This window comes from Pseudescherichia sp. L3, from assembly GCF_024656065.1.
Taxonomy (GTDB): Bacteria; Pseudomonadota; Gammaproteobacteria; order Enterobacterales; family Enterobacteriaceae; genus Pseudescherichia.
In genome coordinates this window covers 300,632-325,106 of sequence record NZ_JANKYC010000002.1, presented here as the reverse complement: position 1 = coordinate 325,106, position 24,475 = coordinate 300,632, and the positions used below count along the sequence as shown (strand labels likewise).

The window sequence follows — 24,475 nt, the reverse complement described above, 5'->3', positions numbered from 1 at the left end:
GCCGACCCGTAGCATTTTCCTTCTTAGTGACGATAGCGAACCAGAATCGCCATCACCAGCGTCAGCGATGTGAACGACACCGTATATAACGCCTGAGCCGCTCCCCATTGCGCCGCCACGATGGCCGCGATACCCGTTGTTAACGCAGCGCTCACCGCCTGCCACCGCCACGCTTTACCACTCGCGACCGACACCGTTTCCGCAGTGAAGTCGTTCAGGACGCTAAAGGTGCCCAGCGCAAAGACCATGTTAGATGCCAGGTGTGCCAGAAATATCATCAGTAGCGCGACGCTCCTGTAGGCTGAAAAGCCAGGTAACAGAGCGTAAGCAGCAAGGAAAATCAGCAGGCAGCCCAGCAGGTAGCGGTTGCTGCGGGCATACTCGCCGAGCCGGTCAGCGTTGAGCAGAAGCGGGCCACAGAGCTGACCCAGGCTGCGGGCAAAGATCAGCGGCAGCGCCAGCCCGGTGGTTTCATCCGGTCTGATCTGCTGCGCCAGAGCGGGCAGCAGCGCCATGGCCGGTGCGCCGACCGCAGCCAGCGCCGGAAGCAGGAGCAGGCTCCGTTTTTGCCGGCAGGATAGCGCGTGCCAGCGCAGCGCCATTTGTGTAGCAAATTGCTTATCAGGCTGCTCATCAATCGGCCCGAGGCAACGCATGGCAAGCAGCAGAAAAACGGCAGAAAGCAAAAAGCTTATCGCGTCGGCGCAGAGTAGCGTCGCGGGGGAGACGCGATCAAAAAGCAGCACACCGATACCGGTTCCCAGCAGCACCTGCGAGGCAAAAATCACCGTCTCCATTGCGGTTGCGGCAGGCAGCTCTGAAGTGCTTAAGCCCCGCTTAAACAGCAGGCTCATCGCTGGCCATGACAGCCCCGCCAGCAGCGCCTCTATCGACTGCAGGGCAAGCAGCGAAGGAGTGCTGTGCGCCATCAGACCATATGCCGGGAGCAGCAGCGACACCATGCCAGCCAGTTCGCTGAGCAGCAGCAGGCGCAGCGGAGAGACGCGTCGGCATAGCCTCTCCCCGAGGTAGCTGCCGATAAAGCCAGGCAGGGTAGCCAGCATATAGGTCAGCGTCAGGGTTGAGGGCGGCGCATGCCAGCGCAGGAGCTGGCCGAGGATCAGGGTTTGGGTCAGTCCATTACCCACTGAAGAAAAAATATAGGCGACGCCAAACAGGCATAGCCAGCGATGCTGGCGTAGCGCCTGCACCAGAACCATCAAAAGGTTATTCATTGTTAACATACTCAATCAAACAGAAGTCCTCATGCAGCAGGTGCCGCACGATCGTGAAAGCTGTCAGAGTTGAGATGTCGTTACATTGGCTGGTCCGGGCGTTGAGAGCGAACCGATAACGTAGCATCTATTTCGGCTCTGGAAAAGAGAGGTACAAGATTGCTTATGCATCGCTGCTAAGCGCCTGGAAGCATTTTACATTCAGTACATGCTGGCAGCCTATATTACTGGGCATGGCTTATTAGAATAGTTGATTAGCTATAAGCTACATTTTTTTACTAACCGTTTTAAAACGTAGAATAAGATGACCATTATAAGCGTAAAGCTCCAACGGCCAATTAAAAAACCATAAGCATAACTATTTGCAGTCTCATTAAAAGCTAACGAAAGCATGAGCATAACATTTAACGCTGCTGATACAACGCCAAGTATCGCTGATAGAGTGATACCTGCCCATAGTAAAAAAAGTATTGCTTTCTTCATTGTCTGGATACTTCTTAATGTGAACAAAGTGACAAAGAAACCTTAAACTTTTCTCACCAATAAGTAAAATAAACCACTGTTGCTTAGCGGAATTAATTTATAAGGTAAGTATATCTAACAAGCATAGAGCTTCATTGTCACATTTAATGCGGTTTTGCCTGATTCTGATAATCATACGCGAAAGATTGCTTATGCCTCGCCGTGTTTTGTCTACCCTTGCCTATACCGTAACTCAAAAAAGGGGTATTGCGCATGGCTTTACGTTCATTAGGCACGACGGGATTACACATTCCACCGCTGGTTTTTGGCGGTAACGTCTTTGGCTGGACCGTTGATGAGCAGCAGAGCTTCAGCCTGCTGGATGCGCTGCTGGAGCGCGGCCTGACCGCTATCGACACCGCCGACGTCTACTCTGCCTGGGCACCAGGTAACAAAGGTGGCGAATCCGAAACGATCCTTGGCAAGTGGTTCGCTGCCCACCCTGGCGCACGGGAAAAGATCACCCTGTTTACCAAAGTAGGCTCAGATCTTGGCGAGCCGGGGAAAAAGGGGCTCTCCGCCCGCTGGATCGAACAGGCGGTAGATGACTCCCTCAAGCGCCTGCAAACGGACTACATCGATCTCTACTTCTCCCACTGGCCGGACGACAGTACCCCCTATGAGGAGACCCTCGGCGCGTATGAGAAGCTGCTGAAGGCAGGCAAGATCCGCGCTGTTGGTGCATCCAACCTCAATGCGGCGCAGCTGGAAGCCTCGCTTAAGGCCGCCGACGCCAACGGCCTGCCGCGCTACCAGGTGCTACAGCCGGAGTACAACCTCTACGATCGCGACGGCTTTGAAGGCGAACTGCAGGAGCTGGTGGTGCGGGAGAATATTGGCGTGGTGACCTACTTCAGCCTGGCCTCAGGCTTCCTCTCCGGGAAGTACCGCAGCGAGAAGGATTTGGGTCAAAGCCAGCGCGGCGAGGGCGTGGGTAAATACCTTAATCCGCGCGGCTACGCCATTCTGGCGGCGCTGGACAGCGTGGCGGAGAGGCACGACGTCAAGCCCGCGCAGGTGGCGCTTGCCTGGCTGATTAGCCGTCCCGGCGTTACCGCACCTATCGCCAGCGCCACCAAAATTGAGCACGTCGACGGCTTTGTTGAGGCCATCAACCTTCAGCTCACGCCGGAAGATATACTCACCCTGGATAAAGCCGGCGCATAATCCCTCTCCTCTGCCCGGTGGTTATCACCGGGCGCTCTATCCTGCGGTGGATTATTGCCGCGCCTCGCAAAAGCTAAGCCATTTAAATTCTTTGTCATTACCGCCTTTTTCTCACATCGTTTGCGCTATCTGACGAGCAAGCCGAGTAGAGGAAAACAATGGCGAAAAGCACCGCTGGCTGGCTGCACGAGCAGCAGCGCGACTGGGTCCGACAGCACGGCCGCTCCTGGCTTTGGCGCAGCGAGCTGCCAACCTGGATGTTGATCGTCGCGATCTACGGCGGCTGGTTTGCGACGCTGGCCTTTTGGCAGATGCTGGGGCTGCTGCCCGCCACGCTGCTGCTGATCTGGTTCACCACCTGGTACATGTCGCTTCAGCATGAGCTGATCCACGGCCATCCAACGCGCTATGCACGGGTGAACCAGCTGCTGGGACTGATGCCGCTGGCGGTCTGGTATCCCTATAGCCTCTATCGGGACGCGCATCTGGCGCATCATCGCACCCATCTGCTCACGCAGCCGGAGGACGATCCCGAGTCCTACTATATTCCCGAGTGGCGCTGGCGGCGCTATGCGCCCTGGCAGCGCAAGCTTATAACCCTGCGCAACACCTTTCCCGGTCGCCTGCTGCTGGCCCCGGCGCTGGATATCGTCCAGCTGCTGATCGGGATGCTGACCGCGTTTCGCCAGCTGGATTGGCGGGCGATGGCGATGTGGATTGTGCACGGTATCCTGCTGGCGGTAACCTTTGCCTGGCTGGTGCACTGCGGGTTTTCAATTCTCTATTTCGTGCTGGCGATCAGCTATCCGGCGCTGGCGTTGACGAAGGTGCGATCGTTTCTGGAGCATCGGGCGGATAACGATCCGCTTGCGCGCTCGGTAATCAACGAGGCCTCGCTGCCGTGGCGGGTGCTGTTCCTGAATCTGAACTACCATTCTGTGCATCACGATCTGCCGGGCGTGCCCTGGTACGCATTACGCAAGATCTATCTGCGCGATCGGGCGAGCTATCAGCAGCGCAACGGTGGTTTTCTGGTGCGCGGCTACGGCGAGTGGCTGCGGCACTTTTTATGCCGCTCGGTGAACGTCAATGTCCATCCCGGCTTTAGCAAGGCAAACGGTAATGAGCACTAAGATTGCGTTTCCGATGTATGACCTGCACCGCCCGGATAGCGAGGCGCTGATTCAGGCTGTGCAGGATCTGCTGGCGGCAAGGGGCATTGCCGTCACGCCGATTTGGCCGCAGGCGGATCTGCTTACCCACTGGCAGGATGACGATCTGCTGCTCAGTCAGGCCTGTGGTTATCCGCTGGTCACGCAGCTACCGGAGGTGCAGACGGTAGGCTGCTTTCACTACTCTGCTCCGGGTTGCGAAGGGATCTATTATCGCAGCCTGCTGGTGGTGCGCCAGAGCGACAGGCATAAAACGCTGGCGGATTTTCGCGGCAGCCGCGCGGTCTGCAACGCACCCGACTCCCAGTCGGGTTACAACGTATTGATGCAGATGGTTGCCCCGCTGGCGCAGCAGGGGACCTTCTTTAATAGCGTTACTTTCAGCGGTAGCCACCGCCAGTCGCTGGTTGAGATCGGCGAGGGCAGGGCGGACATTGCTGCCATCGACTGCGTCACCTTCGCGCTGCTCCAGCGCCATGCACCCATGCTCGTTGCCGAGCTGGCGGTGATTGGCGCAAGCCCTGCCGCGCCGGGCCTGCTGTTGATTACGAGTAGAAGCACATCGTCGGCATGCATAGCCCTTCTGCGTGATGCATTGACCCAGCTAGTGAGCGATCCGGCGTACTGCACCCCGTGTACAGCGCTGTTCATCAGCGGCTTTAGCGAGGTTTCACGCCAGGATTATGCGCCCATCCTCTCTGGTGATTATCCACACCGGTAAATAGTGCTTTCTATTTTCCACTATTTTTCCCTAATGCAATGCGCAGTAGAGTTCATCCATGCCCTGACGATGCGGTGACGGGCACTCCCGATACTCACTATTAAGCAGGTAAGGAATAATAAGATGAACAAACAACTCGACGGTAAAATTGCATTAGTTACGGGTGGCACAAGCGGCATTGGTCTGGCAACCGCACAGGTGCTGGCGGCGCAGGGCGCGCAGGTGTTTATTACCGGGCGTCGCCAGGCCGAGCTGGACGCAGCGGTTGAGTCCATCGGCGCGGCGGCAACCGGCATTCGTGCCGATGCCTCTAAGCTGGCGGATCTGGACGCGGTCTATGCCCAGATTGCGAAACAGGTCGGGCGGCTGGACATTCTGTTTGCCAACGCCGGAGGCGGCGACATGCAGCCGCTGGGGGCCATCAGCGAAGAGCATTTTGATCGCATCTTTGGCACCAACGTGCGCGGCGTGGTGTTCACGGTGCAGAAGGCGCTGCCGCTGCTGGTGGATGGCGCATCGGTGATTTTAACCGGCTCGACCACCTCCGTTATGGGCACCGCCAGCTTCAGCGTTTATAGCGCCAGCAAGGCCGCCGTGCGCAACTTTGCCCGCTCGTGGGCGCTGGATCTGAAAGATCGCGGCATTCGCGTCAACGTGGTCAGCCCCGGCCCGGTTCGTACGCCAGGCCTCAGCGAGCTGGTGCCGGATGAGCATCGGCAGGGGCTGTTTGACGCCCTCGCCGCACAGGTGCCGCTGGGCCGCCTCGGTGAGCCGGAGGAGATCGGTAAAGTGGTCGCATTTCTTGGCTCCGATGCGGCCAGCTTTATCAACGGCGTAGAGCTGTTCGTTGATGGCAGCATGGCGCAGATCTAAAGGCACAGCGTCTCATGCTTCGCACAATGTAAAACTGCTTCAGAACCTGGCGAGAGCTATCCGCGCGGTCTACGGTTAACTGATACTAAAAGACAATTCAGCGGGTAACCTTGCAATGGTGAGTGGCAGTAAAGCGGGCGTTTCGCCTCATCGCGAAATAGAAGTAATGAGACAATCCATTGACGATCACCTGGCTGGCCTGTTACCTGAAACCGACAGCCAGGATATCGTCAGCCTTGCGATGCGTGAAGGCGTCATGGCGCCCGGTAAACGGATCCGTCCGCTGCTGATGCTGCTGGCCGCCCGCGACCTCCGCTACCAGGGCAGTATGCCTACGCTGCTCGATCTCGCCTGCGCCGTTGAACTGACCCATACCGCGTCGCTGATGCTCGACGACATGCCCTGCATGGACAACGCCGAGCTGCGCCGCGGTCAGCCCACTACCCACAAAAAATTTGGTGAGAGCGTGGCGATCCTTGCCTCCGTTGGGCTGCTCTCTAAAGCCTTTGGCCTGATCGCCGCCACCGGCGATCTGCCGGGGGAGAGGCGTGCCCAGGCGGTCAACGAGCTCTCTACCGCCGTGGGCGTGCAGGGCCTGGTACTGGGGCAGTTTCGCGATCTTAACGATGCCGCCCTCGACCGTACCCCTGACGCTATCCTCAGCACCAACCACCTCAAGACCGGCATTCTGTTCAGCGCGATGCTGCAGATCGTCGCCATTGCTTCCGCCTCGTCGCCGAGCACACGAGAGACGCTGCACGCCTTCGCCCTCGACTTCGGCCAGGCGTTTCAACTGCTGGACGATCTGCGTGACGATCACCCGGAAACCGGTAAAGATCGCAATAAGGACGCGGGAAAATCGACGCTGGTCAACCGGCTGGGCGCAGACGCGGCCCGGCAAAAGCTGCGCGAGCATATTGATTCCGCCGACAAACACCTCACTTTTGCCTGTCCGCAGGGCAACGCCATCCGACAGTTTATGCATCTGTGGTTTGGCCATCACCTTGCCGACTGGTCACCGGTCATGAAAATCGCCTGATACCGCCCTTTTGGGTTCAAGCAGTACATAACGATGGAACCACATTACAGGAGTAGTGATGAATGAAGGACGAGCGCCTTGTTCAGCGTAAGAACGATCATCTGGATATCGTTCTCGACCCCCGTCGCGCCGTAACTCAGGCTAGCGCAGGTTTTGAGCGCTGGCGCTTTACCCACTGCGCCCTGCCAGAGCTGAATTTTAGCGACATCACGCTGGAAACCACCTTCCTTAATCGGCAGCTACAGGCTCCGCTGCTGATCAGCTCCATGACCGGCGGCGTTGAGCGCTCGCGCCATATCAACCGCCACCTCGCCGAGGCGGCGCAGGTGCTAAAAATTGCGATGGGGGTGGGCTCCCAGCGCGTCGCCATTGAGAGCGACGCGGGCTTAGGGCTGGATAAAACCCTGCGGCAGCTGGCCCCGGACGTGCCGCTGCTGGCGAACCTCGGCGCGGCGCAGCTGACCGGCAGAAAAGGTATTGATTACGCCCGACGGGCCGTGGAGATGATCGAGGCGGATGCGCTGATTGTGCACCTAAACCCGCTGCAGGAGGCGCTACAGCCCGGCGGCGATCGCGACTGGCGCGGACGGCTGGCGGCTATTGAAACTCTGGTCCGCGAGCTGCCCGTTCCGCTGGTGGTGAAAGAGGTGGGAGCCGGTATCTCCCGAACCGTGGCCGGGCAGCTGATCGATGCCGGCGTTACCGTGATTGACGTCGCGGGCGCGGGTGGCACCAGCTGGGCCGCCGTTGAAGGCGAGCGGGCGGCCACCGAGCAGCAGCGCAGCGTGGCCAACGTCTTTGCCGACTGGGGGATCCCCACCGCTGAGGCGCTGGTTGACATTGCCGAGGCCTGGCCGCAGATGCCCCTTATTGCCTCGGGCGGGATTAAAAACGGCGTCGACGCGGCGAAAGCGCTGCGGCTCGGCGCGTGCATGGTAGGGCAGGCCGCCGCCGTGCTCGGCAGCGCAGGCGTCTCCACGGAGAAGGTGATCGATCACTTCAACGTGATTATTGAGCAGCTGCGGGTGGCCTGCTTCTGCACCGGCAGCCGCAGCCTGAGCGAGCTAAAGCAGGCGGATATCCGCTATGTGCGGGATACGCCATGAGCCATTTTGCCATTGTGGCACCGCCGCTCTACAGTCATGCGGTGGCGCTGCATGCCCTGGCGCTGGAGATGGCCCAACGCGGCCACCGGGTGACCTTTCTCACCGGCAACGTCGCCTCGCTGGCAGAGCAGGAAACGGAGCGGGTGGCGTTCTATCCACTTCCCGCCAGCGTGCAACAGGCCCAGCGCAACGTCCAGCAGCAGAGCAACGGCAACCTGCTGCGGCTGATTGCGGCCATGTCATCCCTGACCGATCTGCTCTGCCAGCAGCTGCCCGCTATACTACAGCGGCTGGCGGTGGACGCGCTGATTGTCGATGAGATGGAGCCCGCCGGAAGCCTGGTCGCCGAGGCGCTGGGACTACCATTTATCTCTATTGCCTGCGCGCTGCCGGTCAACCGCGAGCCGGGTCTGCCGCTGCCGGTGATGCCGTTTCACTACGCCGAGGATAAGAGAGCCCTGCGGCGTTTTCAGGTCAGCGAACGGATCTACGATGCGCTGATGTACCCGCACGGGCAGACGATCCTGCGCCACGCCCAGCGCTTTGGTTTGCCGGAGCGCAGGCGTCTCGACGAGTGTCTCTCGCCGCTGGCGCAGATTAGCCAGTCCGTTCCGGCCCTCGACTTCCCACGCCGGGCGCTGCCGGACTGTTTTCACTACGTGGGTGCACTGCGCTATCAGCCGCCGCCGCAGGTAGAACGCTCGCCACGCAGCACGCCGCGGATCTTTGCCTCGCTGGGCACCCTCCAGGGCCACCGTCTACGCCTGTTTCAGAAGATCGCCCGCGCCTGTGCCAGCGTGGGGGCGGAGGTGACCATTGCCCACTGCGATGGCCTGAAGCCCGCCCAGGCCGACTCGCTCTACGCCTGCGGCGCGACGGAGGTGGTCAGCTTTGTCGACCAGCCGCGCTACGTTGCCGAGGCTAATCTGGTGATCACCCACGGCGGTCTCAATACCGTACTGGATGCGCTGGCTGCCGCGACGCCGGTGCTGGCGGTGCCACTCTCTTTCGACCAGCCCGCCGTGGCTGCCCGGCTGGTCTATAACGGGCTGGGCCGCCGGGTATCGCGCTTTGCCAGACAGCAGACGCTGGCGGATGAGATTGCCCAACTGCTGGGGGATGAGACGCTGCATCAGCGTCTGGCGACGGCCCGCCAGCAGCTTAACGACGCCGGGGGCACGCCCCGTGCGGCGACCCTGATTGAACAGGCCATAGCAGGGAGTGAGAGCGTATCGTGAGGGATCTGATTTTAGTCGGCGGCGGCCTGGCCAACGGGCTGATCGCCTGGCGTCTGCGCCAGCGCTACCCGCAGCTTAACCTGCTGCTGATCGAGGCCGGGGAGCAGCCCGGCGGGAACCATACCTGGTCATTCCATGAAGACGATCTGACTCCCGAGCAGCACGCCTGGCTGGCCCCGCTAGTGGCCCACGCCTGGCCGGGCTATGAGGTGCAGTTTCCCGATCTTCGCCGTCGCCTCGCGCGCGGCTACTACTCCATTACCTCAGAGCGCTTTGCCGAGGCCCTGCATCAGGCGCTGGGGGAGAACATCTGGCTAAACTGTTCGGTGAGCGAGGTGTTACCCAATAGCGTGCGCCTTGCCAACGGTGAGGCGCTGCTTGCCGGAGCGGTGATTGACGGACGCGGCGTGACCGCCAGTTCGGCGATGCAAACCGGCTATCAGCTCTTTCTTGGTCAGCAGTGGCGGCTGACACAGCCCCACGGCCTGACCGTACCGATCCTGATGGATGCCACGGTGGCGCAGCAGCAGGGCTATCGCTTTGTCTACACGCTGCCGCTCTCCGCCGACACGCTGCTGATCGAGGATACGCGCTACGCCAATGTCCCGCAGCGTGATGATAATGCCCTACGCCAGACGGTTACCGACTATGCTCACAGCAAAGGGTGGCAGCTGGCCCAGCTTGAACGCGAGGAGACCGGCTGTCTGCCGATTACCCTGGCGGGTGACATCCAGGCTCTGTGGGCCGATGCGCCGGGCGTGCCGCGCTCGGGAATGCGGGCTGGGCTATTTCACCCTACCACTGGCTATTCGCTGCCGCTGGCGGTGGCCCTTGCCGACGCGATTGCCGACAGCCCGCGGCTGGGCAGCGTTCCGCTCTATCAGCTCACCCGGCAGTTTGCCGAACGCCACTGGCGCAGGCAGGGATTCTTCCGCCTGCTGAACCGGATGCTTTTCCTGGCCGGGCGCGAGGAGAACCGCTGGCGGGTGATGCAGCGCTTTTATGGGCTGCCGGAGCCCACCGTAGAGCGCTTTTACGCCGGTCGGCTCTCTCTCTTTGATAAGGCCCGCATTTTGACGGGCAAGCCACCGGTTCCGCTGGGCGAAGCCTGGCGGGCGGCGCTGAACCATTTTCCTGACAGACGAGATAAAGGATGAAAAAAACCGTTGTGATTGGCGCAGGCTTTGGTGGCCTGGCGCTGGCGATTCGCCTGCAGGCGGCAGGGATCCCAACCGTACTGCTGGAGCAGCGGGACAAGCCCGGCGGTCGGGCCTACGTCTGGCATGACCAGGGCTTTACCTTTGACGCCGGGCCGACGGTGATCACCGATCCCACCGCGCTTGAGGCGCTGTTCACCCTGGCCGGCAGGCGCATGGAGGATTACGTCAGGCTGCTGCCGGTAAAACCCTTCTACCGACTCTGCTGGGAGTCCGGGAAGACCCTCGACTATGCTAACGACAGCGCCGAGCTTGAGGCGCAGATTACCCAGTTCAACCCCCGCGACGTCGAGGGCTACCGGCGCTTTCTGGCTTACTCCCAGGCGGTATTCCAGGAGGGGTATTTGCGCCTCGGCAGCGTGCCGTTCCTCTCTTTTCGCGACATGCTGCGCGCCGGGCCGCAGCTGCTTAAGCTCCAGGCGTGGCAGAGCGTCTACCAGTCGGTTTCGCGCTTTATTGAGGATGAGCATCTGCGGCAGGCCTTCTCGTTCCACTCTCTGCTGGTAGGCGGCAACCCCTTCACCACCTCGTCCATCTACACCCTGATCCACGCCCTTGAGCGGGAGTGGGGGGTCTGGTTCCCTGAGGGCGGCACCGGGGCGCTGGTGAACGGCATGGTGAAGCTGTTTACCGATCTGGGCGGAGAGATCGAACTCAACGCCCGTGTCGAAGAGCTGGTGGTGGCCGATAACCGCGTAAGCCAGGTCCGGCTGGCGGATGGCCGGACCTTTGACGCCGACGCCGTAGCCTCGAACGCTGACGTGGTGAACACCTATAAAAAGCTGCTCGGCCACCATCCGGTGGGGCAGAAGCGGGCGGCAGCGCTGGAGCGCAAGAGCATGAGCAACTCGCTGTTTGTGCTCTACTTCGGCCTGAACCAGCCTCATCCCCAGCTGGCGCACCATACCATCTGTTTTGGTCCCCGCTACCGGGAGCTGATCGACGAGATCTTTACCGGCAGCGCGCTGGCGGATGACTTCTCGCTCTACCTGCACTCGCCCTGCGTGACCGATCCCTCGCTCGCGCCTCCCGGCTGCGCCAGCTTCTACGTGCTGGCCCCGGTGCCGCATCTTGGCAACGCGCCGCTGGACTGGGCGCAGGAGGGGCCGAAGCTGCGCGACCGCATCTTTGACTACCTTGAAGAGCGCTATATGCCCGGCCTGCGTAGCCAGCTGGTGACCCAGCGGATCTTTACCCCGGCAGACTTCCACGACACGCTGGATGCGCATCTGGGATCGGCCTTCTCCATCGAGCCGCTGCTGACCCAAAGCGCCTGGTTCCGCCCGCACAACCGCGACAGCGACATTGCCAACCTCTACCTGGTGGGTGCAGGCACTCACCCTGGGGCGGGCATTCCTGGCGTGGTGGCCTCGGCGAAAGCCACCGCCAGCCTGATGATTGAGGATCTGCAATGAGCCAACCGCCGCTGCTTGACCACGCCACGCAGACCATGGCCAACGGCTCGAAAAGTTTTGCCACCGCTGCGAAGCTGTTCGACCCGGCCACCCGCCGTAGCGTGCTGATGCTCTACACCTGGTGCCGCCACTGCGATGACGTCATTGACGACCAGACCCACGGCTTCGCCAGCGAGGCCGCGGCGGAGGAGGAGGCCTCCCAGCGCCTGGCCCGGCTGCGCACGCTGACCCTGGCAGCGTTTGAAGGGGCCGAGATGCAGGATCCGGCCTTCGCTGCCTTTCAGGAGGTGGCGCTAACCCACGGTATTACGCCTCGCATGGCGCTCGATCACCTCGACGGCTTTGCGATGGATGTGGCCCAGACCCGCTATGTCACCTTTGAGGATACGCTGCGCTACTGCTATCACGTGGCGGGCGTGGTGGGTCTGATGATGGCCCGCGTCATGGGCGTGCGGGATGAGCGGGTGCTGGATCGCGCCTGCGATCTGGGGCTGGCCTTTCAGCTGACGAATATCGCCCGGGATATTATTGACGATGCGGCTATTGACCGCTGCTATCTGCCCGCCGAGTGGCTGCAGGATGCCGGGCTGACCCCGGAGAACTATGCCGCGCGCGAGAATCGGGCCGCGCTGGCGCGGGTGGCGGAACGGCTTATTGATGCCGCAGAGCCGTACTACATCTCCTCCCAGGCCGGGCTACACGATCTGCCGCCGCGCTGCGCCTGGGCGATCGCCACCGCCCGCAGCGTCTACCGGGAGATTGGTATTAAGGTAAAAGCGGCGGGAGGCAGCGCCTGGGATTGCCGCCAGCACACCAGCAAAGGTGAAAAAATTGCCATGCTGATGGCGGCACCGGGGCAGGTTATTCGGGCGAAGACGACGAGGGTGACGCCGCGTCCGGCCGCTCTTTGGCAGCGTCCCGTTTAGGCGGGCGGCCATGACGTTCACGCAGGATCGCCTGTAGGTCGGCAGGCTTGCGGGCGTAAATAAAACCGAAGGAGACGCAGCCCTCCCGGCCGCGCACCGCGTGGTGCAGGCGGTGGGCGACGTAGAGCCGCTTCAGGTAGCCCCGGCGCGGGATCCAGTGGAAGGGCCAGCGCTGATGCACCAGACCGTCGTGCACCAGGAAGTAGAGCAGGCCATAGACCGTCATGCCGCAGCCAATCCACTGCAGGGGCCAAACGCCCGCCGTGCCCACGGCAATCAGCGCGATAGCCACCCCGGCAAACACCACCGCAAAGAGATCGTTTAGCTCAAATACGCCCTTGCGCGGGGTATGGTGTGACTCATGCCAGCGCCATCCCCAGCCGTGCATAATGTAGCGGTGGGTAAACGCGGCGATGCCCTCCATCGCAATAACGCTCAAGATGACGATCAAACTATTTACTAGCATAGCGGTGCGCGCTCCTGCGACTCAGACTGGCTTAATCAAAACCCTTAGCCTCTAAGCATAGTCGCAATCGCAGGCGGCGCGCATCGGTATCAGGCCAGAGCCTGCTTTAGATCCGCCAGCAGATCCTGCTCATCCTCAATGCCCACCGACAGGCGGATCAGCTGTGGCGTAATGCCGTTCGCCAGGCGCTGCGCCAGCGGGATCGAGGCGTGGGTCATACTGAACGGCTGGCTCACCAGGCTCTCAACGCCGCCCAGGCTCTCAGCGAGGGTAAACAGCTTCAGTTTACTGATCACCTCTGCCGCACGCTGGTCGTCGCCTTTGATCACGATGGAGATCATGCCGCCCGGCTGAGCCATCTGCTGGCGCGCGAGGGCATACTGCGGGTGGGATGTCAGCCACGGGAACCAGACTTTCTCGACCTGCGGCTGCTGCTCAAGCCAGCGGGCCAGCGCCAGGGCGTTGCTGCTGTGGCGCTCGATGCGCAGGGCGAGGGTGCGGATCCCGCGCAGGGTCAGGAAGCTGCTGAACGGATCGAGCACGCCGCCCACCGCATTTTGCAGGTAGCCCAGCTTCTCCGCCAGCGCCGGACGATCGCCCACCACCGCCAGCCCGGCGACCACGTCGGAGTGGCCGTTGAGGTATTTGGTGGCCGAGTGCACCACGATATCAAAGCCCAGCGTCAGCGGGCGGTGGATCAGCGGCGAGGCAAAGGTATTATCTGCCACGCTAATCACGTTATGACGGCGGGCGATCTCAGCGATAGCCGCCAGGTCCGCCAGCTTCAACAGCGGGTTGGTGGGGGTCTCTACCCAGATCATCCGCGTGTCGGGACGGATGGCGGCCTCCAGTCCGGCGAGATCGTCCGGCTTCACCCAGCTCACCTGTAGTCCGGTGCTGCGGCGGCGTACGTTCTCAATCAGGCGGTAGGTGCCACCGTAGACGTCGTCAATGGCGACGATATGGCTATCTTTATCCAGCAGCTCCAGTACGGTAGAGATTGCTGCCAGGCCGGAGGCAAAAGCGTAGCCGCGTGTGCCGCCCTCCAGCTCGGCGATAGCGCTCTCCAGGGCGTGGCGGGTTGGGTTGCCGCTGCGGGAGTATTCGTAGCCGGTGTGCTGGCCCGGTGCAGGCTGGGCAAAGGTTGAGGTGGCATAGATAGGCGGCATCACTGCCCCGTGCTGGTCGTTAAAGGCCCCGCTATGCACGCTGAGGGTTGCCAGGGCGCTAGCAGGCGCGGCGGGCGCGGGCCGATCATCATCCTGCAAGCCCTGCTGGCGCAGCCACTCATCGTTAAACATGCGGGAGAGATATTTATTGCCGCTGTCGCAGGCGAAGGTCACCACCCGCTTCGGCGTCGTCTGGGCCTGGCAGTAGCGTAGCGCGGCGGCCAGCAGGGTGCCGGTAGAGGAGCCGGCCAGCACCCCCTCCGTCTGTAACAGCTGACGAGCGGTGGCAAAGGCCTCTGCATCCGTGACCCGATACGCCTGGCGGACATTCTCCAGCTGGGCGAGGGGAGGGATAAAGTCCTCCCCAATCCCTTCGACGCGCCAGGATCCCGCTTCGCCGTGCTGTCCGGTCTCAACCTGATCCGCCAGAATCGAGCCAACGGGATCGGCCAGCACGAATTCGGTATGCGGCGAGTGTTTGGCAAACCATGCCTGCAAGCCACCCAGCGTGCCGCCGGAGCCAACGCCTACTACCACGGCATCAACCCTGCCTGCCAGCTGGTCGAACAGCTCCGGTGCGGTGGTGGTGGCGTGCGCCAGCGGGTTGGCCGGGTTAGAGAACTGATCAATATAGTAAGCACCCGGCGTCTCCTCTGCCAGGCGGCGGGCGTAGTCCTGATAGTACTCCGGGTGGCCCTTTGTCACGTCGGAGCGGGTCAGGCGCACATCAACACCCAGCGCACGCAGGTGGTAGATCTTCTCATGGCTCATCTTGTCCGGCACCACCAGCACCAGCTTATAGCCCTTCTGCGCAGCTATCAGCGCCAGCCCGAGCCCGGTATTACCTGCGGTGGCTTCAATGATGGTGCCGCCGGGCACAAGCAAACCCTGGCGCTCGGCCTCGTTGATCATCGACAGCGCCACCCGGTCTTTGATAGAGCCGCCGGGGTTCTGGTTCTCCAGCTTGAGAAAAAGCGCGCATGGACCCGCGTCCAGTTTATGCAGCTGAAGCACCGGGGTCTGACCGATTAGGTCAGTAATAGAGTGGAATACGGACATGTTTTGTACCTGTTATGAGATGCGATAGCAGGAGGATAGGGCGGCAAAAAAGAGGTTTTAAAGAATGATTCTCTGCTAAATAGAACAAAATAGCATATCTATGCTGTTTAGCCGTCAGGATGGAAAGCCGTCTATTGTTAACGTTGCACTGCGTGGTATTTATTATGTTTATAAAACAAAGGGTTAATATCTACTAGTGGCGTTGCCGCTGGGGACCGTATCCGGGCCTATATGCACTCTTTAGCAAAGCATTACTGAATTTATCCTTTCTCTCGCAGGCCATAGAAGTCGCCATATATATCCATAAATTATTTCACATCTCTTTTTTATCATTTGCAAAGGTAGTAACGGCTGTTTATCATCGTTCAGACATCCATACTGCTAAACTGCCATAACGGATACACCAACGAAATGATCGTCCTGAGGAATATCTCTAAGATTTTTGACCACGGAAAGGTCCCTATTACCGCCGTGGATAATGTGAACTTGACGGTCGAGCAGGGACAAATTTACGGCATCATCGGCTACAGCGGGGCGGGGAAAAGTACCCTGATCCGCCTGCTTAACGGCCTGGAGAAGCCCACCGAGGGCAGCGTGACCATCAACGGCCAGGATATCTCTGCCGCGCGCGGCGAGAGCCTGCGCCAGGCGCGGCTGAAGATCAGCATGGTCTTTCAGCACTTTAACCTGCTCTGGTCGCGTACGGTAAATGAAAACATCGCCTTCTCGATGCAGATCGCGGGCGTGCCGAAAGCAAAAATCACCGCCCGGGTGGCGGAGCTGGTTGAGCTGGTGGGTTTGACCGGGCGTGAACACGCCTATCCGTCCCAGCTGAGCGGCGGGCAGAAGCAGCGCGTCGGCATTGCCCGTGCGCTGGCGAACAGCCCGGACGTGCTGCTGTGCGATGAAGCGACCTCGGCGCTCGACCCGCAGACCACCGATCAGATCCTCGATCTGCTGCTGGATATCAACCGCCGCTTTAAGCTGACCATCGTGCTGATCACCCATGAGATGCACGTGGTGCGCAAGATTTGCGACCGCGTAGCGGTAATGGAGAACGGCAGAGTGGTGGAAGAGGGCGATGTGCTGGATCTCTTTACCCGCCCGCAACAGCCCATCACTCGCCAGTTTGTGCGTCAGGTGAGCCAGTATGCAGAGGAGGAGGCCTTCAACCCGGAGCTGGCTAACGATCTGGACGGCAGCGTGATCAAGCTGACCTTTACCGGCCACAGCACGCACAGGCCAATCGTCGGCGAACTGACCCTGCGCTACGGCCTGCCGTTCAATATTCTGCACGGCAAAATGACCCAGACGGCGCACGGCGTCTTTGGACAACTTTGGGTACACGTAGTGGCAACCCAAGAACAACTAGGCAATATCCTCGCAGATCTGCAGAAAAGCGATATTGACGGCGAGGTGATCAAACATGGTTGAGAATTTATTCCCGCATCTGCGTCTGGACCAGCTGTGGTCCGCCACGCAGGAGACCCTCTACATGACGGCCCTCTCCGGCGTCGCAACCTTTGTGCTGGGGATCCTGCTCGGACTGGCACTGTTTTTAACCGCTAAAGGCGGGCTGTTCCAGAACAAGCCGCTCTACAGCGTGATCTCCATTGTGGTGAACGTCTTCCGTTCGATTCCGTTCATCATTCTGATCGTGCTGCTGATCCCCTTCACTAAAACGATTGTCGGCACCATTCTGGGGGCCAACGCTGCGCTGCCGGCGCTGATTGTCGGTGCCGCGCCGTTCTATGCGCGTCTGGTGGAGATTGCGCTACGTGAAGTGGATAAAGGCGTTATTGAAGCCACGCGCTCAATGGGTGCGCGCCTCAGTACGCTCGTGTTTCGGGTGCTGTTGCCTGAATCGTCGCCTGCGTTAGTGTCAGGCATCACCGTTACGCTGATCGCGCTGGTGAGCTACAGCGCCATGGCCGGTGTGATCGGCGCGGGCGGTTTAGGAAATCTTGCTTATCTGGAAGGATTCCAGCGTAACCACAACGACGTCACACTGGTGGCGACGGTGACCATCTTGATCATCGTCTTCATTATCCAGTTCTGCGGCGACGTGATTACCTCTCTGTTAGATAAACGCTAAACACAACAACAAATTGGGAACCAACATCATGAAAAAAACACTCACACTGATTGCCGCAGCGACCCTTAGCGTCCTGAGCTTCGCCTCATGGGCTGATACCCTGACCGTGGGCGCTTCTAACGTGCCGCACGCGGAGATCCTTGAGCAGGCTAAACCTATCCTGGCCAAACAGGGTATCGACCTTGAGATCAAACCGTTCCAGGACTACATCCTGCCGAACACCGCTCTGGCCAGCCGCGACATCGACGCTAACTACTTCCAGCACATCCCTTACCTGAACAGCGTGCTGAAGGATCACGAAGGCGACAAAACCTATGATTTCGTCAGCGCAGGCGCGATCCACATTGAGCCGATCGGTATCTACTCGAAAAAATACAAGTCGCTGAAGGATCTGCCGCAGGGTGGCAAAGTGATCATGCGTGATGCCGTGGCGGAAGAGGGGCGTATCCTCTCTATCTTCGAGAAAGAGGGCGTGATCAAGCTGAAGCCGGGCGTGAATAAAGTCAACGCGCGCATCAGCGACATCGTGGAGAACCCGAAGAAGCTGGAGTTCCTGCCGAACGTAGAGGGCTCTCTGCTGCCGCAGATGTATAACAACGACGAAGGTGATGCGGTGGTGATCAACGCCAACTACGCCATCGACGCCGGTCTGGATCCGGTGAAAGATCCGATTGCGGTAGAGAGCGGTGAGAACAACCCGTACGCTAACATCATCACCGTACATCGTGGCGACGAGAAGAAGAAAGACGTTGTTGCGCTGGTGAACGTGCTGCACTCGAAAGAGATCCAGGACTGGATCCGCACCAAGTACAAAGGCGCGGTGATCCCAGTTAACAACTGAGTTGAATGCGTCACAAAGGCCCGCTAAAGAGCGGGCTTTTTTTACGTCTAAATAGATGCTTAAGAAAAGTATTATGCGATTCTAATAAAGTCACATATGTGACTATTTGTTACCTAATCTAATAACTACCTGATAAATATGCATTTTAATTTATTTAGAGATATTTGTAATTATTTCGTTAATATCCTTCTGCTGTGATCTGCGTCGTTATTTATAGCCAAAAAAGCCTCGCTTTGTTGATATTCATCACGTCTTTACTTGCCTGTTTTTTTGAAACAGACAATTACGATCTCGATCACTAAAATAAAGTTATTTAAAAAATAAAATGCAATTCCATAAAAACGGAACATCATTTTAATTTTTTGAGGGTGGCTATGTTTAAAAATACTCTGATCCTTGCATCTCTCATCGGTGCCTCTTTTGCTGCGCAGGCTGTGACTGTCGATCTGCGTCATGAATATATTGATAATGAAACTAACGCCGACCGCGTATCAGTCTCGCACCGCTTTGATAATGGCCTGGGTTTTGGCGTCGAAGCAAAATGGAAATCAGGCGGCGATGATGCAGATAAGCCATTAACCGAACTGGTTGGCAACGGTCATGAAGAATCCATAAACTGGCGCTGGAAAGCGACAGATAACATTGCCCTTACCCCGGGCTTTAATATCGAAAGTAAAGACACCTTCTCAATCTATAAACCTTATCTGCATGCGCAATACAGCTTTGATAACGGCGTCTATATTGCGGGTCGTTACCGCTATGAGTATACCCGTAACCCGGACTCAAATGTGGTTGATAACAAAGTCAATAAATTCGATGCGTGGGTAGGCTGGGCGATGGGCGACTGGCGTCCAGAGCTGAACTACGTCTATGCGAAAAGCAGCGAAGACGTTATTCGTGAAAATAACAAAACCTATTCTAACGAATATAACGCCAAGCTCGCCTATAAATGGGATAAGAACTGGGCCCCGTATGCAGAAGTGGGTAACGTCGGCGTGCGAAATACCGACGAGCGCCAGACCCGATTCCGTGTCGGCGTAGCATATACCTTCTAACAGAACCCTCATGAGAAGACCCCGGAGCAGTTGGCCGGGGTTTTTTCTTTATATTAACAGCGAGAGAGTGAAATAGATTTTTGCGAAGAGATAATGCAGATAAAAAAAGGCCCTCCATACGGAGGGCAAGGCCAGTTACTAAACACACTCAATTATGCTTGAAGCCATTCACGCTGTTCAGGAAGCCGGGCAATATAGAGCGCAGGCTTACCGTCTTTATCAGAGCTAAACAGAACCGCGCTGTCGTCCGGCGTAAATGACGGATGCGGATGGGTCACCTGACGACTATTTGCCACCGTGGCCCACGAGGTATCGTGACGTGCCGCGCGGAAGTAGCGCTTCTCCGCCACGTCGAACACATAGATATAGGGATCGTTATCGATGCTGTAGCCGTCGGCATCGTTAACATCGACCGGCGAGCCTGAACCGTCACCTACCAGCAGCGTGCCGTCAAAGTTGCTCATCAGATGGGAGCAGGCCGGCATCGCCATGATCGCTTCGTTAACCCCCGTGGTAGGATCAAAACGATAAACGGTGCGGCCCTGTTGCCCCTTCAGGTAGGAAACATAGACCAGCGCCGAGCCGTTCGGTACCCAGAATTCATGGGTGCAGCTCTCGCCTTCGGCATGGGTCTTCACTTTACGGATGTTGCTGCCGTCCTCATTTACCAGCCACATGCGGGCATCCACCAGGTCGTGCGGGCCTTCGTGGCAGAAGGCGACGGTGTTATCGTCAAACGGACGGTAGATAGGATGACCCAGCCAGAGTTTCTCTTCATGGATCGTGGCGCTTTCACCGGTCTGGAGATCGACGCGCAGCAGGCGGCAGCGAGGCCCCTTCAGGAAGAAGTCGTGGAAGATTTTCCAGTCGTTGAGCGGCGTCCAGTCGCTTTTGGCAATTTCGATGCCGACCAGCTTGGTGCAGTCGCTGTTTGCTACCCAGGTGCCGTAGCCAACCCACTCATCCGGTACGCGGTAGACTTCCCGCTCGGCCAGGGTTTCCAGGTTCACTTCACGCAGGGTGCGGTCGTTTTTAACGTAGTAGAGGGCCGTGTCATCCGGCGACAGGAAGCCACCAAAGGTATTGTCGCCCGCGCCCTCGGTCAGCTGTACCGCTTCGGCTTTCGCGATGTTCAGCAGATAGTAGTTCCAGTGACCATCGAATTCGCCTGCGAAAAGCAGGTGGCTGCCATCATTAAAAAAGCATTTCTGATAGAAGTAATTACGATGACAGGTGACTTCGGGAGGGGTTAAGCGGATCACTTCCGCGCCCGTGTCGGGATCGCGGCTGACTGCATAGTTGAGCTTAACCCGCATACCTTTCGCCATACTTATCTCCTTGTTAAGGGGGCCTGTCACGATGTATCGGTCAGCGTAATGACCCAAATGGATTATGAGTTTAAAAACGAGGTATTAAATTATCAAAACATCGTTTCAATATGTGTGATTGGTCACGCACTTTATAAGAAAAAAGTCGTGTAGATAGGGGATAAAGGCAGGAGGAAAACGTACGTTTTTGAGCAATCGTGATCCTAATTGCAATTTTCAAATGAAATCGCAGAAAAAATGAAACAATGTTTTATTTGCAATTGAAAACACGTTTTAGCCGGGATAATATGGCCGCCATACTACAAAACGGAACAGCGTTTCGTTGCGCCGTTATGTGACGTTAGGTCAAAAACGATTTTGGAGGTAAATGTGGAAGTCAGACAAAGCATCCACAGCGCGCATGCTAAGACGCTGGACACTCAGGGGCTGCGTGACGAGTTCTTAGTTGAGCAGGTATTCGAGGCCGACGCTTACACCATGGTGTATAGCCATATCGACCGCATTATCGTTGGCGGCATTATGCCGGTGGCAAAAACCGTCGCCGTCGGCGGCGAAGTGGGCAAGCAGCTGGGCGTCAGCTACTTCCTTGAGCGCCGCGAGCTGGGCACCATTAACATCGGCGGTCCGGGCACCATCACCGTTGACGGCCAGTGCTACGAAATCGGCCATCGCGATGCCCTCTACGTGGGTAAAGGCGCTAAAGAGGTGGTGTTTGCCAGCGTCGATCCGGCAAAACCGGCTAAGTTCTACTACAACAGCGCCCCGGCGCATACCGCATATCCAACCAAAAAAGTGACCCCGGCGGACGTTGCCCCGGTGACCCTTGGCGATCCGCTCACCAGCAACCGCCGCACCATCAACAAATACTTTGTGCCGGACGTGCTGGAGACCTGCCAGCTAAGCATGGGCCTGACCGAGCTGGAGCCAGGCAACCTGTGGAACACCATGCCGTGTCATACCCATGAACGCCGGATGGAAGTTTACTTCTACTTCAATATGGATGAGGACGCCTGCGTGTTCCATATGATGGGCCAGCCGCAGGAGACGCGCCACATCATTATGCATAACGAACAGGCGGTGATCTCACCGAGCTGGTCTATTCACTCTGGCGTGGGTACCCGGGCTTACACCTTCATCTGGGGGATGGTAGGCGAGAACCAGGTCTTTGATGATATGGACCACGTTGCCGTTAAGGATCTGCGCTAAGTCGCGGAGAGCAAAGCAAACCATGCCTGGCGAACAGGCGCAGATAGATTAAGGAACCACTATGATTCTGAATGCATTTTCTCTTGAAGGTAAAGTTGCGGTTGTCTCTGGCTGTGATACTGGCCTGGGTCAGGGTATGGCGCTGGGTCTGGCAGAAGCGGGCTGCGACATCGTCGGGATTAACATCGTTGAGCCGACCGAAACCATTGAGCGCGTTACCGCCCTGGGTCGCCGCTTCCTGAGCCTGACCGCTGACCTGCGCCAGATCGACGGCATCCCTGCGCTGCTGGAGCGCGCGGTGAACGAGTTCGGCCATATCGACGTGCTGGTGAACAACGCAGGTCTGATCCGTCGTGAAGACGCGATCAACTTCAGCGAAAAAGACTGGGACGACGTGATGGATCTGAACATCAAGAGCGTGTTCTTTATGTCCCAGGCGGCGGCGAAGCACTTTATCGCCCAGGGCAACGGCGGCAAAATCATCAACATCGCCTCAATGCTCTCCTTCCAGGGTGGGATCCGCGTACCGTCCTACACCGCATCTAAAAGCGGCGTGATGGGCATCACCCGCCTGATGGCTAACGAGTGGGCGAAGCACAACATCAACGTGAATGCTATCGCACCAGGCTACATGGCGACTAACAACACCCAGCAGCTGCGTGCCGACGAGCAGCGCAGCGCTGAGATCCTCGACCGCATTCCGGCGGGCCGCTGGGGTCTGCCAAGCGATCTGATGGGGCCGGTGGTGTTCCTGGCCTCCAGCGCCTCTGACTACATCAACGGCTACACCGTGGCGGTAGACGGCGGCTGGCTGGCGCGTTAATTCAGCGTAATTCAATGTCGGGTGGCGCTGCGCTTACCCGACTTACACGATCCTGCCACTCGGCGGGATTTTTTATCGCTTAAAATCGGATAAATCCATATGGTTAATCGCGAAATATCCATATCAAAAACCAAAATAAAGTCGCTTGCTTGCTTATTTTCTAAATAAAACATCATATTAAAATAATTTGATAATATTAAATGTGGTTATGAAAGTGGAATATCCATCACATAAACTATATGCATAGCAATTTAATCCATATCTACGACCGTTAACCCCTGACACCTTTTGCCATCCCTCTCTTACTTTCAATAGACGATTTACTACTTCAGGCACCAAAAGATGAGTTCATTGAGTCATAACGCACCGTCATTGCCGCGCGCGTTGCAGGATACGCGGCGCATGAATCTTTTTGTCTCTATCTCCGCCGCCGTGGCCGGTCTGCTATTTGGTCTGGATATTGGCGTGATCGCCGGAGCGCTCCCCTTTATTACCGACCACTTTACGTTGACCAGCCGCCAGCAGGAGTGGGTGGTGAGCAGCATGATGCTGGGAGCGGCCATCGGGGCGCTGTTTAACGGCTGGCTCTCGTTTCGCCTGGGGCGTAAATACAGCCTGATGGCGGGGGCCATTCTTTTTGTCGTGGGATCCCTCGGGTCGGCCTTCGCTTCTGGCGTAGAGGTGCTGATCTTCTCCAGGGTGATCCTCGGCGTGGCGGTGGGCATCGCCTCCTATACCGCGCCGCTCTATCTCTCCGAGATGGCGAGCGAGAACGTGCGCGGCAAGATGATCAGCATGTACCAGCTGATGGTCACTCTGGGCATTGTGATGGCCTTTCTCTCTGACACGGCGCTGAGCTACTCCGGCAACTGGCGCGCCATGCTGGGCGTGCTGGCCTTGCCGGCGCTGGTGCTGATCGTGCTGGTTATTTTTCTGCCCAACAGCCCGCGCTGGCTGGCGGAAAAGGGGCGGCATATTGAGGCGGAGGAGGTGCTGCGCATGCTGCGCGATACTTCCGAAAAGGCGCGCGAGGAGCTGAATGAGATCCGCGAAAGCCTGAAGCATAAGCAGGGCGGATGGGGTCTGTTCAAAGCCAACCGCAACGTGCGGCGGGCGGTATTTCTCGGCATGCTGCTCCAGGCGATGCAGCAGTTTACCGGGATGAACATCATTATGTACTACGCCCCGCGCATCTTTAAGATGGCCGGGTTTACCACCACCGAACAGCAGATGATCGCTACCCTGGTGGTCGGCCTGACCTTTATGTTCGCGACCTTCATCGCCATCTTTATGGTCGACAAAGCCGGACGTAAGCCCGCGCTGAAGATCGGTTTTAGCGTCATGGCCTTTGGCACGCTGGTACTGGGCTACTGCCTGATGCAGTTCGATAACGGCACCGCCTCCAGCGGTCTCTCCTGGCTCTCTGTGGGCATGACCATGATCTGCATCGCCGGATACGCCATGAGCGCCGCGCCGGTAGTGTGGATCCTCTGCTCGGAAATTCAGCCCCTGAAGTGCCGCGACTTCGGTATTACCTGCTCGACCACCACCAACTGGGTGTCGAACATGATTATCGGCGCGACCTTCCTGACCCTGCTTGATGCGATTGGTGATGCGATTGGTGCGGCGGGCACCTTCTGGCTCTATACCGGGCTGAATATCGTGTTTGTCGGTATTACGTTCTGGCTGATCCCGGAGACGAAAAACGTCACCCTTGAGCATATTGAACGCAGGCTGATGGCGGGAGAAAAATTAAGGAATATCGGGGTATAAACCGTAGGCCGGGCAAGCGCTAGCGCCGC

Annotated in this window: 22 protein-coding genes and 1 pseudogene; 17 read left to right on the top strand and 6 right to left on the bottom strand. The window is 58.3% G+C overall.

Annotated elements, in window-relative coordinates; genetic code table 11:
- Window positions 1-23 precede the first annotated feature (23 nt).
- Both NR795_RS13085 and NR795_RS13080 read right to left on the bottom strand, forming a co-directional pair.
- Window positions 24-1,235, bottom strand: coding sequence for an MFS transporter (locus NR795_RS13085; RefSeq protein WP_257758461.1), 1,212 nt, complete (start codon window positions 1,233-1,235; stop codon window positions 24-26).
- A gap of 258 nt (window positions 1,236-1,493) precedes the next feature.
- Entirely contained in the window at window positions 1,494-1,718 is a 225-nt protein-coding gene (locus tag NR795_RS13080) for a hypothetical protein (protein WP_257758460.1), read from the bottom strand.
- Window positions 1,719-1,970: 252 nt separating this feature from the next.
- Here NR795_RS13080 and NR795_RS13075 point away from each other — a divergent pair, with 252 nt between their 5' ends.
- From NR795_RS13075 to crtB, 10 genes are all read left to right on the top strand, one after another.
- Entirely contained in the window at window positions 1,971-2,924 is a 954-nt protein-coding gene (locus tag NR795_RS13075) for an aldo/keto reductase (RefSeq protein WP_257758459.1), read from the top strand.
- A 158-nt stretch (window positions 2,925-3,082) separates the two neighbouring features.
- A complete protein-coding gene (locus NR795_RS13070; protein WP_257758458.1) occupies window positions 3,083-4,057 on the top strand; it encodes a fatty acid desaturase in 975 nt (324 codons plus the stop codon).
- Window positions 4,047-4,817 (top strand): phosphate/phosphite/phosphonate ABC transporter substrate-binding protein, encoded by a 771-nt coding sequence (locus NR795_RS13065; protein WP_257758457.1) that lies wholly within the window; start codon window positions 4,047-4,049, stop codon window positions 4,815-4,817. The genes NR795_RS13070 and NR795_RS13065 overlap by 11 nt, the downstream gene beginning before the upstream one ends.
- A gap of 123 nt (window positions 4,818-4,940) precedes the next feature.
- Complete coding sequence (locus tag NR795_RS13060; protein WP_257758456.1) at window positions 4,941-5,690, top strand: SDR family NAD(P)-dependent oxidoreductase; 750 nt, start codon at window positions 4,941-4,943, stop codon at window positions 5,688-5,690.
- Between the two features lie 166 nt (window positions 5,691-5,856).
- Window positions 5,857-6,729 (top strand): polyprenyl synthetase family protein, encoded by an 873-nt coding sequence (locus NR795_RS13055; protein ID WP_308219181.1) that lies wholly within the window; start codon window positions 5,857-5,859, stop codon window positions 6,727-6,729.
- 62 nt (window positions 6,730-6,791) lie between these two features.
- Window positions 6,792-7,835, top strand: a complete 1,044-nt coding sequence (gene fni, locus NR795_RS13050) for a type 2 isopentenyl-diphosphate Delta-isomerase (protein ID WP_257758454.1) — start codon at window positions 6,792-6,794, stop codon at window positions 7,833-7,835.
- A complete protein-coding gene (locus NR795_RS13045) occupies window positions 7,832-9,073 on the top strand; it encodes a glycosyltransferase (RefSeq protein ID WP_257758453.1) in 1,242 nt (413 codons plus the stop codon). Before fni ends, NR795_RS13045 begins: the two co-directional genes overlap by 4 nt.
- The gene (gene crtY, locus NR795_RS13040; RefSeq protein ID WP_374544357.1) at window positions 9,070-10,230 is read left to right on the top strand and encodes a lycopene beta-cyclase CrtY; all 1,161 of its coding nucleotides are present in this window, start codon (window positions 9,070-9,072) and stop codon (window positions 10,228-10,230) included. Before NR795_RS13045 ends, crtY begins: the two co-directional genes overlap by 4 nt.
- The gene (locus NR795_RS13035) at window positions 10,227-11,705 is read left to right on the top strand and encodes a phytoene desaturase (protein WP_238081408.1); all 1,479 of its coding nucleotides are present in this window, start codon (window positions 10,227-10,229) and stop codon (window positions 11,703-11,705) included. Before crtY ends, NR795_RS13035 begins: the two co-directional genes overlap by 4 nt.
- Window positions 11,702-12,631 carry a 15-cis-phytoene synthase CrtB gene (gene crtB / locus NR795_RS13030; RefSeq protein WP_257758452.1) on the top strand — a complete coding sequence of 310 codons (930 nt, stop codon included), beginning with the start codon at window positions 11,702-11,704 and terminating at the stop codon, window positions 12,629-12,631. The genes NR795_RS13035 and crtB overlap by 4 nt, the downstream gene beginning before the upstream one ends.
- Here crtB and NR795_RS13025 read toward each other — a convergent pair.
- The 3 genes and pseudogenes from NR795_RS13025 to NR795_RS13015 all read right to left on the bottom strand — a co-directional run.
- Window positions 12,567-13,097, bottom strand: coding sequence for a sterol desaturase family protein (locus NR795_RS13025; protein ID WP_257758451.1), 531 nt, complete (start codon window positions 13,095-13,097; stop codon window positions 12,567-12,569). The genes crtB and NR795_RS13025 overlap by 65 nt on opposite strands.
- A gap of 89 nt (window positions 13,098-13,186) precedes the next feature.
- Window positions 13,187-14,320 (bottom strand): PLP-dependent aspartate aminotransferase family protein, encoded by a 1,134-nt coding sequence (locus NR795_RS13020; protein WP_257758648.1) that lies wholly within the window; start codon window positions 14,318-14,320, stop codon window positions 13,187-13,189.
- Window positions 14,309-15,325: pseudogene (locus tag NR795_RS13015) on the bottom strand (PLP-dependent cysteine synthase family protein); the annotation flags it as partial. The pseudogene NR795_RS13015 and the gene NR795_RS13020, both read right to left, overlap by 12 nt.
- Window positions 15,326-15,736: 411 nt before the next feature.
- On the opposite strand from NR795_RS13015, the gene NR795_RS13010 reads away from it, so the two are divergent.
- The 4 genes from NR795_RS13010 (at window position 15,737) to NR795_RS12995 (ending at window position 19,316) form a co-directional block, all read left to right on the top strand.
- Window positions 15,737-16,759: a methionine ABC transporter ATP-binding protein gene (locus tag NR795_RS13010; RefSeq protein ID WP_257758450.1), complete on the top strand. Its 1,023-nt coding sequence runs from the start codon at window positions 15,737-15,739 to the stop codon at window positions 16,757-16,759.
- The gene (locus NR795_RS13005; RefSeq protein WP_103818366.1) at window positions 16,752-17,420 is read left to right on the top strand and encodes a methionine ABC transporter permease; all 669 of its coding nucleotides are present in this window, start codon (window positions 16,752-16,754) and stop codon (window positions 17,418-17,420) included. The genes NR795_RS13010 and NR795_RS13005 overlap by 8 nt, the downstream gene beginning before the upstream one ends.
- A 28-nt stretch (window positions 17,421-17,448) precedes the next feature.
- Window positions 17,449-18,261 (top strand): MetQ/NlpA family ABC transporter substrate-binding protein, encoded by an 813-nt coding sequence (locus tag NR795_RS13000; RefSeq protein WP_257758449.1) that lies wholly within the window; start codon window positions 17,449-17,451, stop codon window positions 18,259-18,261.
- 374 nt (window positions 18,262-18,635) lie between these two features.
- On the top strand, window positions 18,636-19,316 hold the full coding sequence (locus tag NR795_RS12995) for an oligogalacturonate-specific porin KdgM family protein (RefSeq protein WP_042387967.1): 681 nt from the start codon (window positions 18,636-18,638) through the stop codon (window positions 19,314-19,316).
- A 152-nt stretch (window positions 19,317-19,468) separates the two neighbouring features.
- On the opposite strand, the gene NR795_RS12990 is transcribed toward NR795_RS12995, so the two are convergent.
- Window positions 19,469-20,644 (bottom strand): oligogalacturonate lyase family protein, encoded by a 1,176-nt coding sequence (locus tag NR795_RS12990; protein WP_144819016.1) that lies wholly within the window; start codon window positions 20,642-20,644, stop codon window positions 19,469-19,471.
- Window positions 20,645-21,013: 369 nt separating this feature from the next.
- On the opposite strand from NR795_RS12990, the gene kduI reads away from it, so the two are divergent.
- The 3 genes from kduI (at window position 21,014) to NR795_RS12975 (ending at window position 24,446) form a co-directional block, all read left to right on the top strand.
- Window positions 21,014-21,850 carry a 5-dehydro-4-deoxy-D-glucuronate isomerase gene (gene kduI / locus NR795_RS12985; protein ID WP_042387963.1) on the top strand — a complete coding sequence of 279 codons (837 nt, stop codon included), beginning with the start codon at window positions 21,014-21,016 and terminating at the stop codon, window positions 21,848-21,850.
- Between the two features lie 61 nt (window positions 21,851-21,911).
- The gene (gene kduD / locus NR795_RS12980) at window positions 21,912-22,673 is read left to right on the top strand and encodes a 2-dehydro-3-deoxy-D-gluconate 5-dehydrogenase KduD (RefSeq protein ID WP_144819020.1); all 762 of its coding nucleotides are present in this window, start codon (window positions 21,912-21,914) and stop codon (window positions 22,671-22,673) included.
- Window positions 22,674-23,015: 342 nt separating this feature from the next.
- Window positions 23,016-24,446, top strand: a complete 1,431-nt coding sequence (locus NR795_RS12975; protein ID WP_257758448.1) for a sugar porter family MFS transporter — start codon at window positions 23,016-23,018, stop codon at window positions 24,444-24,446.
- The last annotated feature ends 29 nt before the right edge of the window (window positions 24,447-24,475 follow it).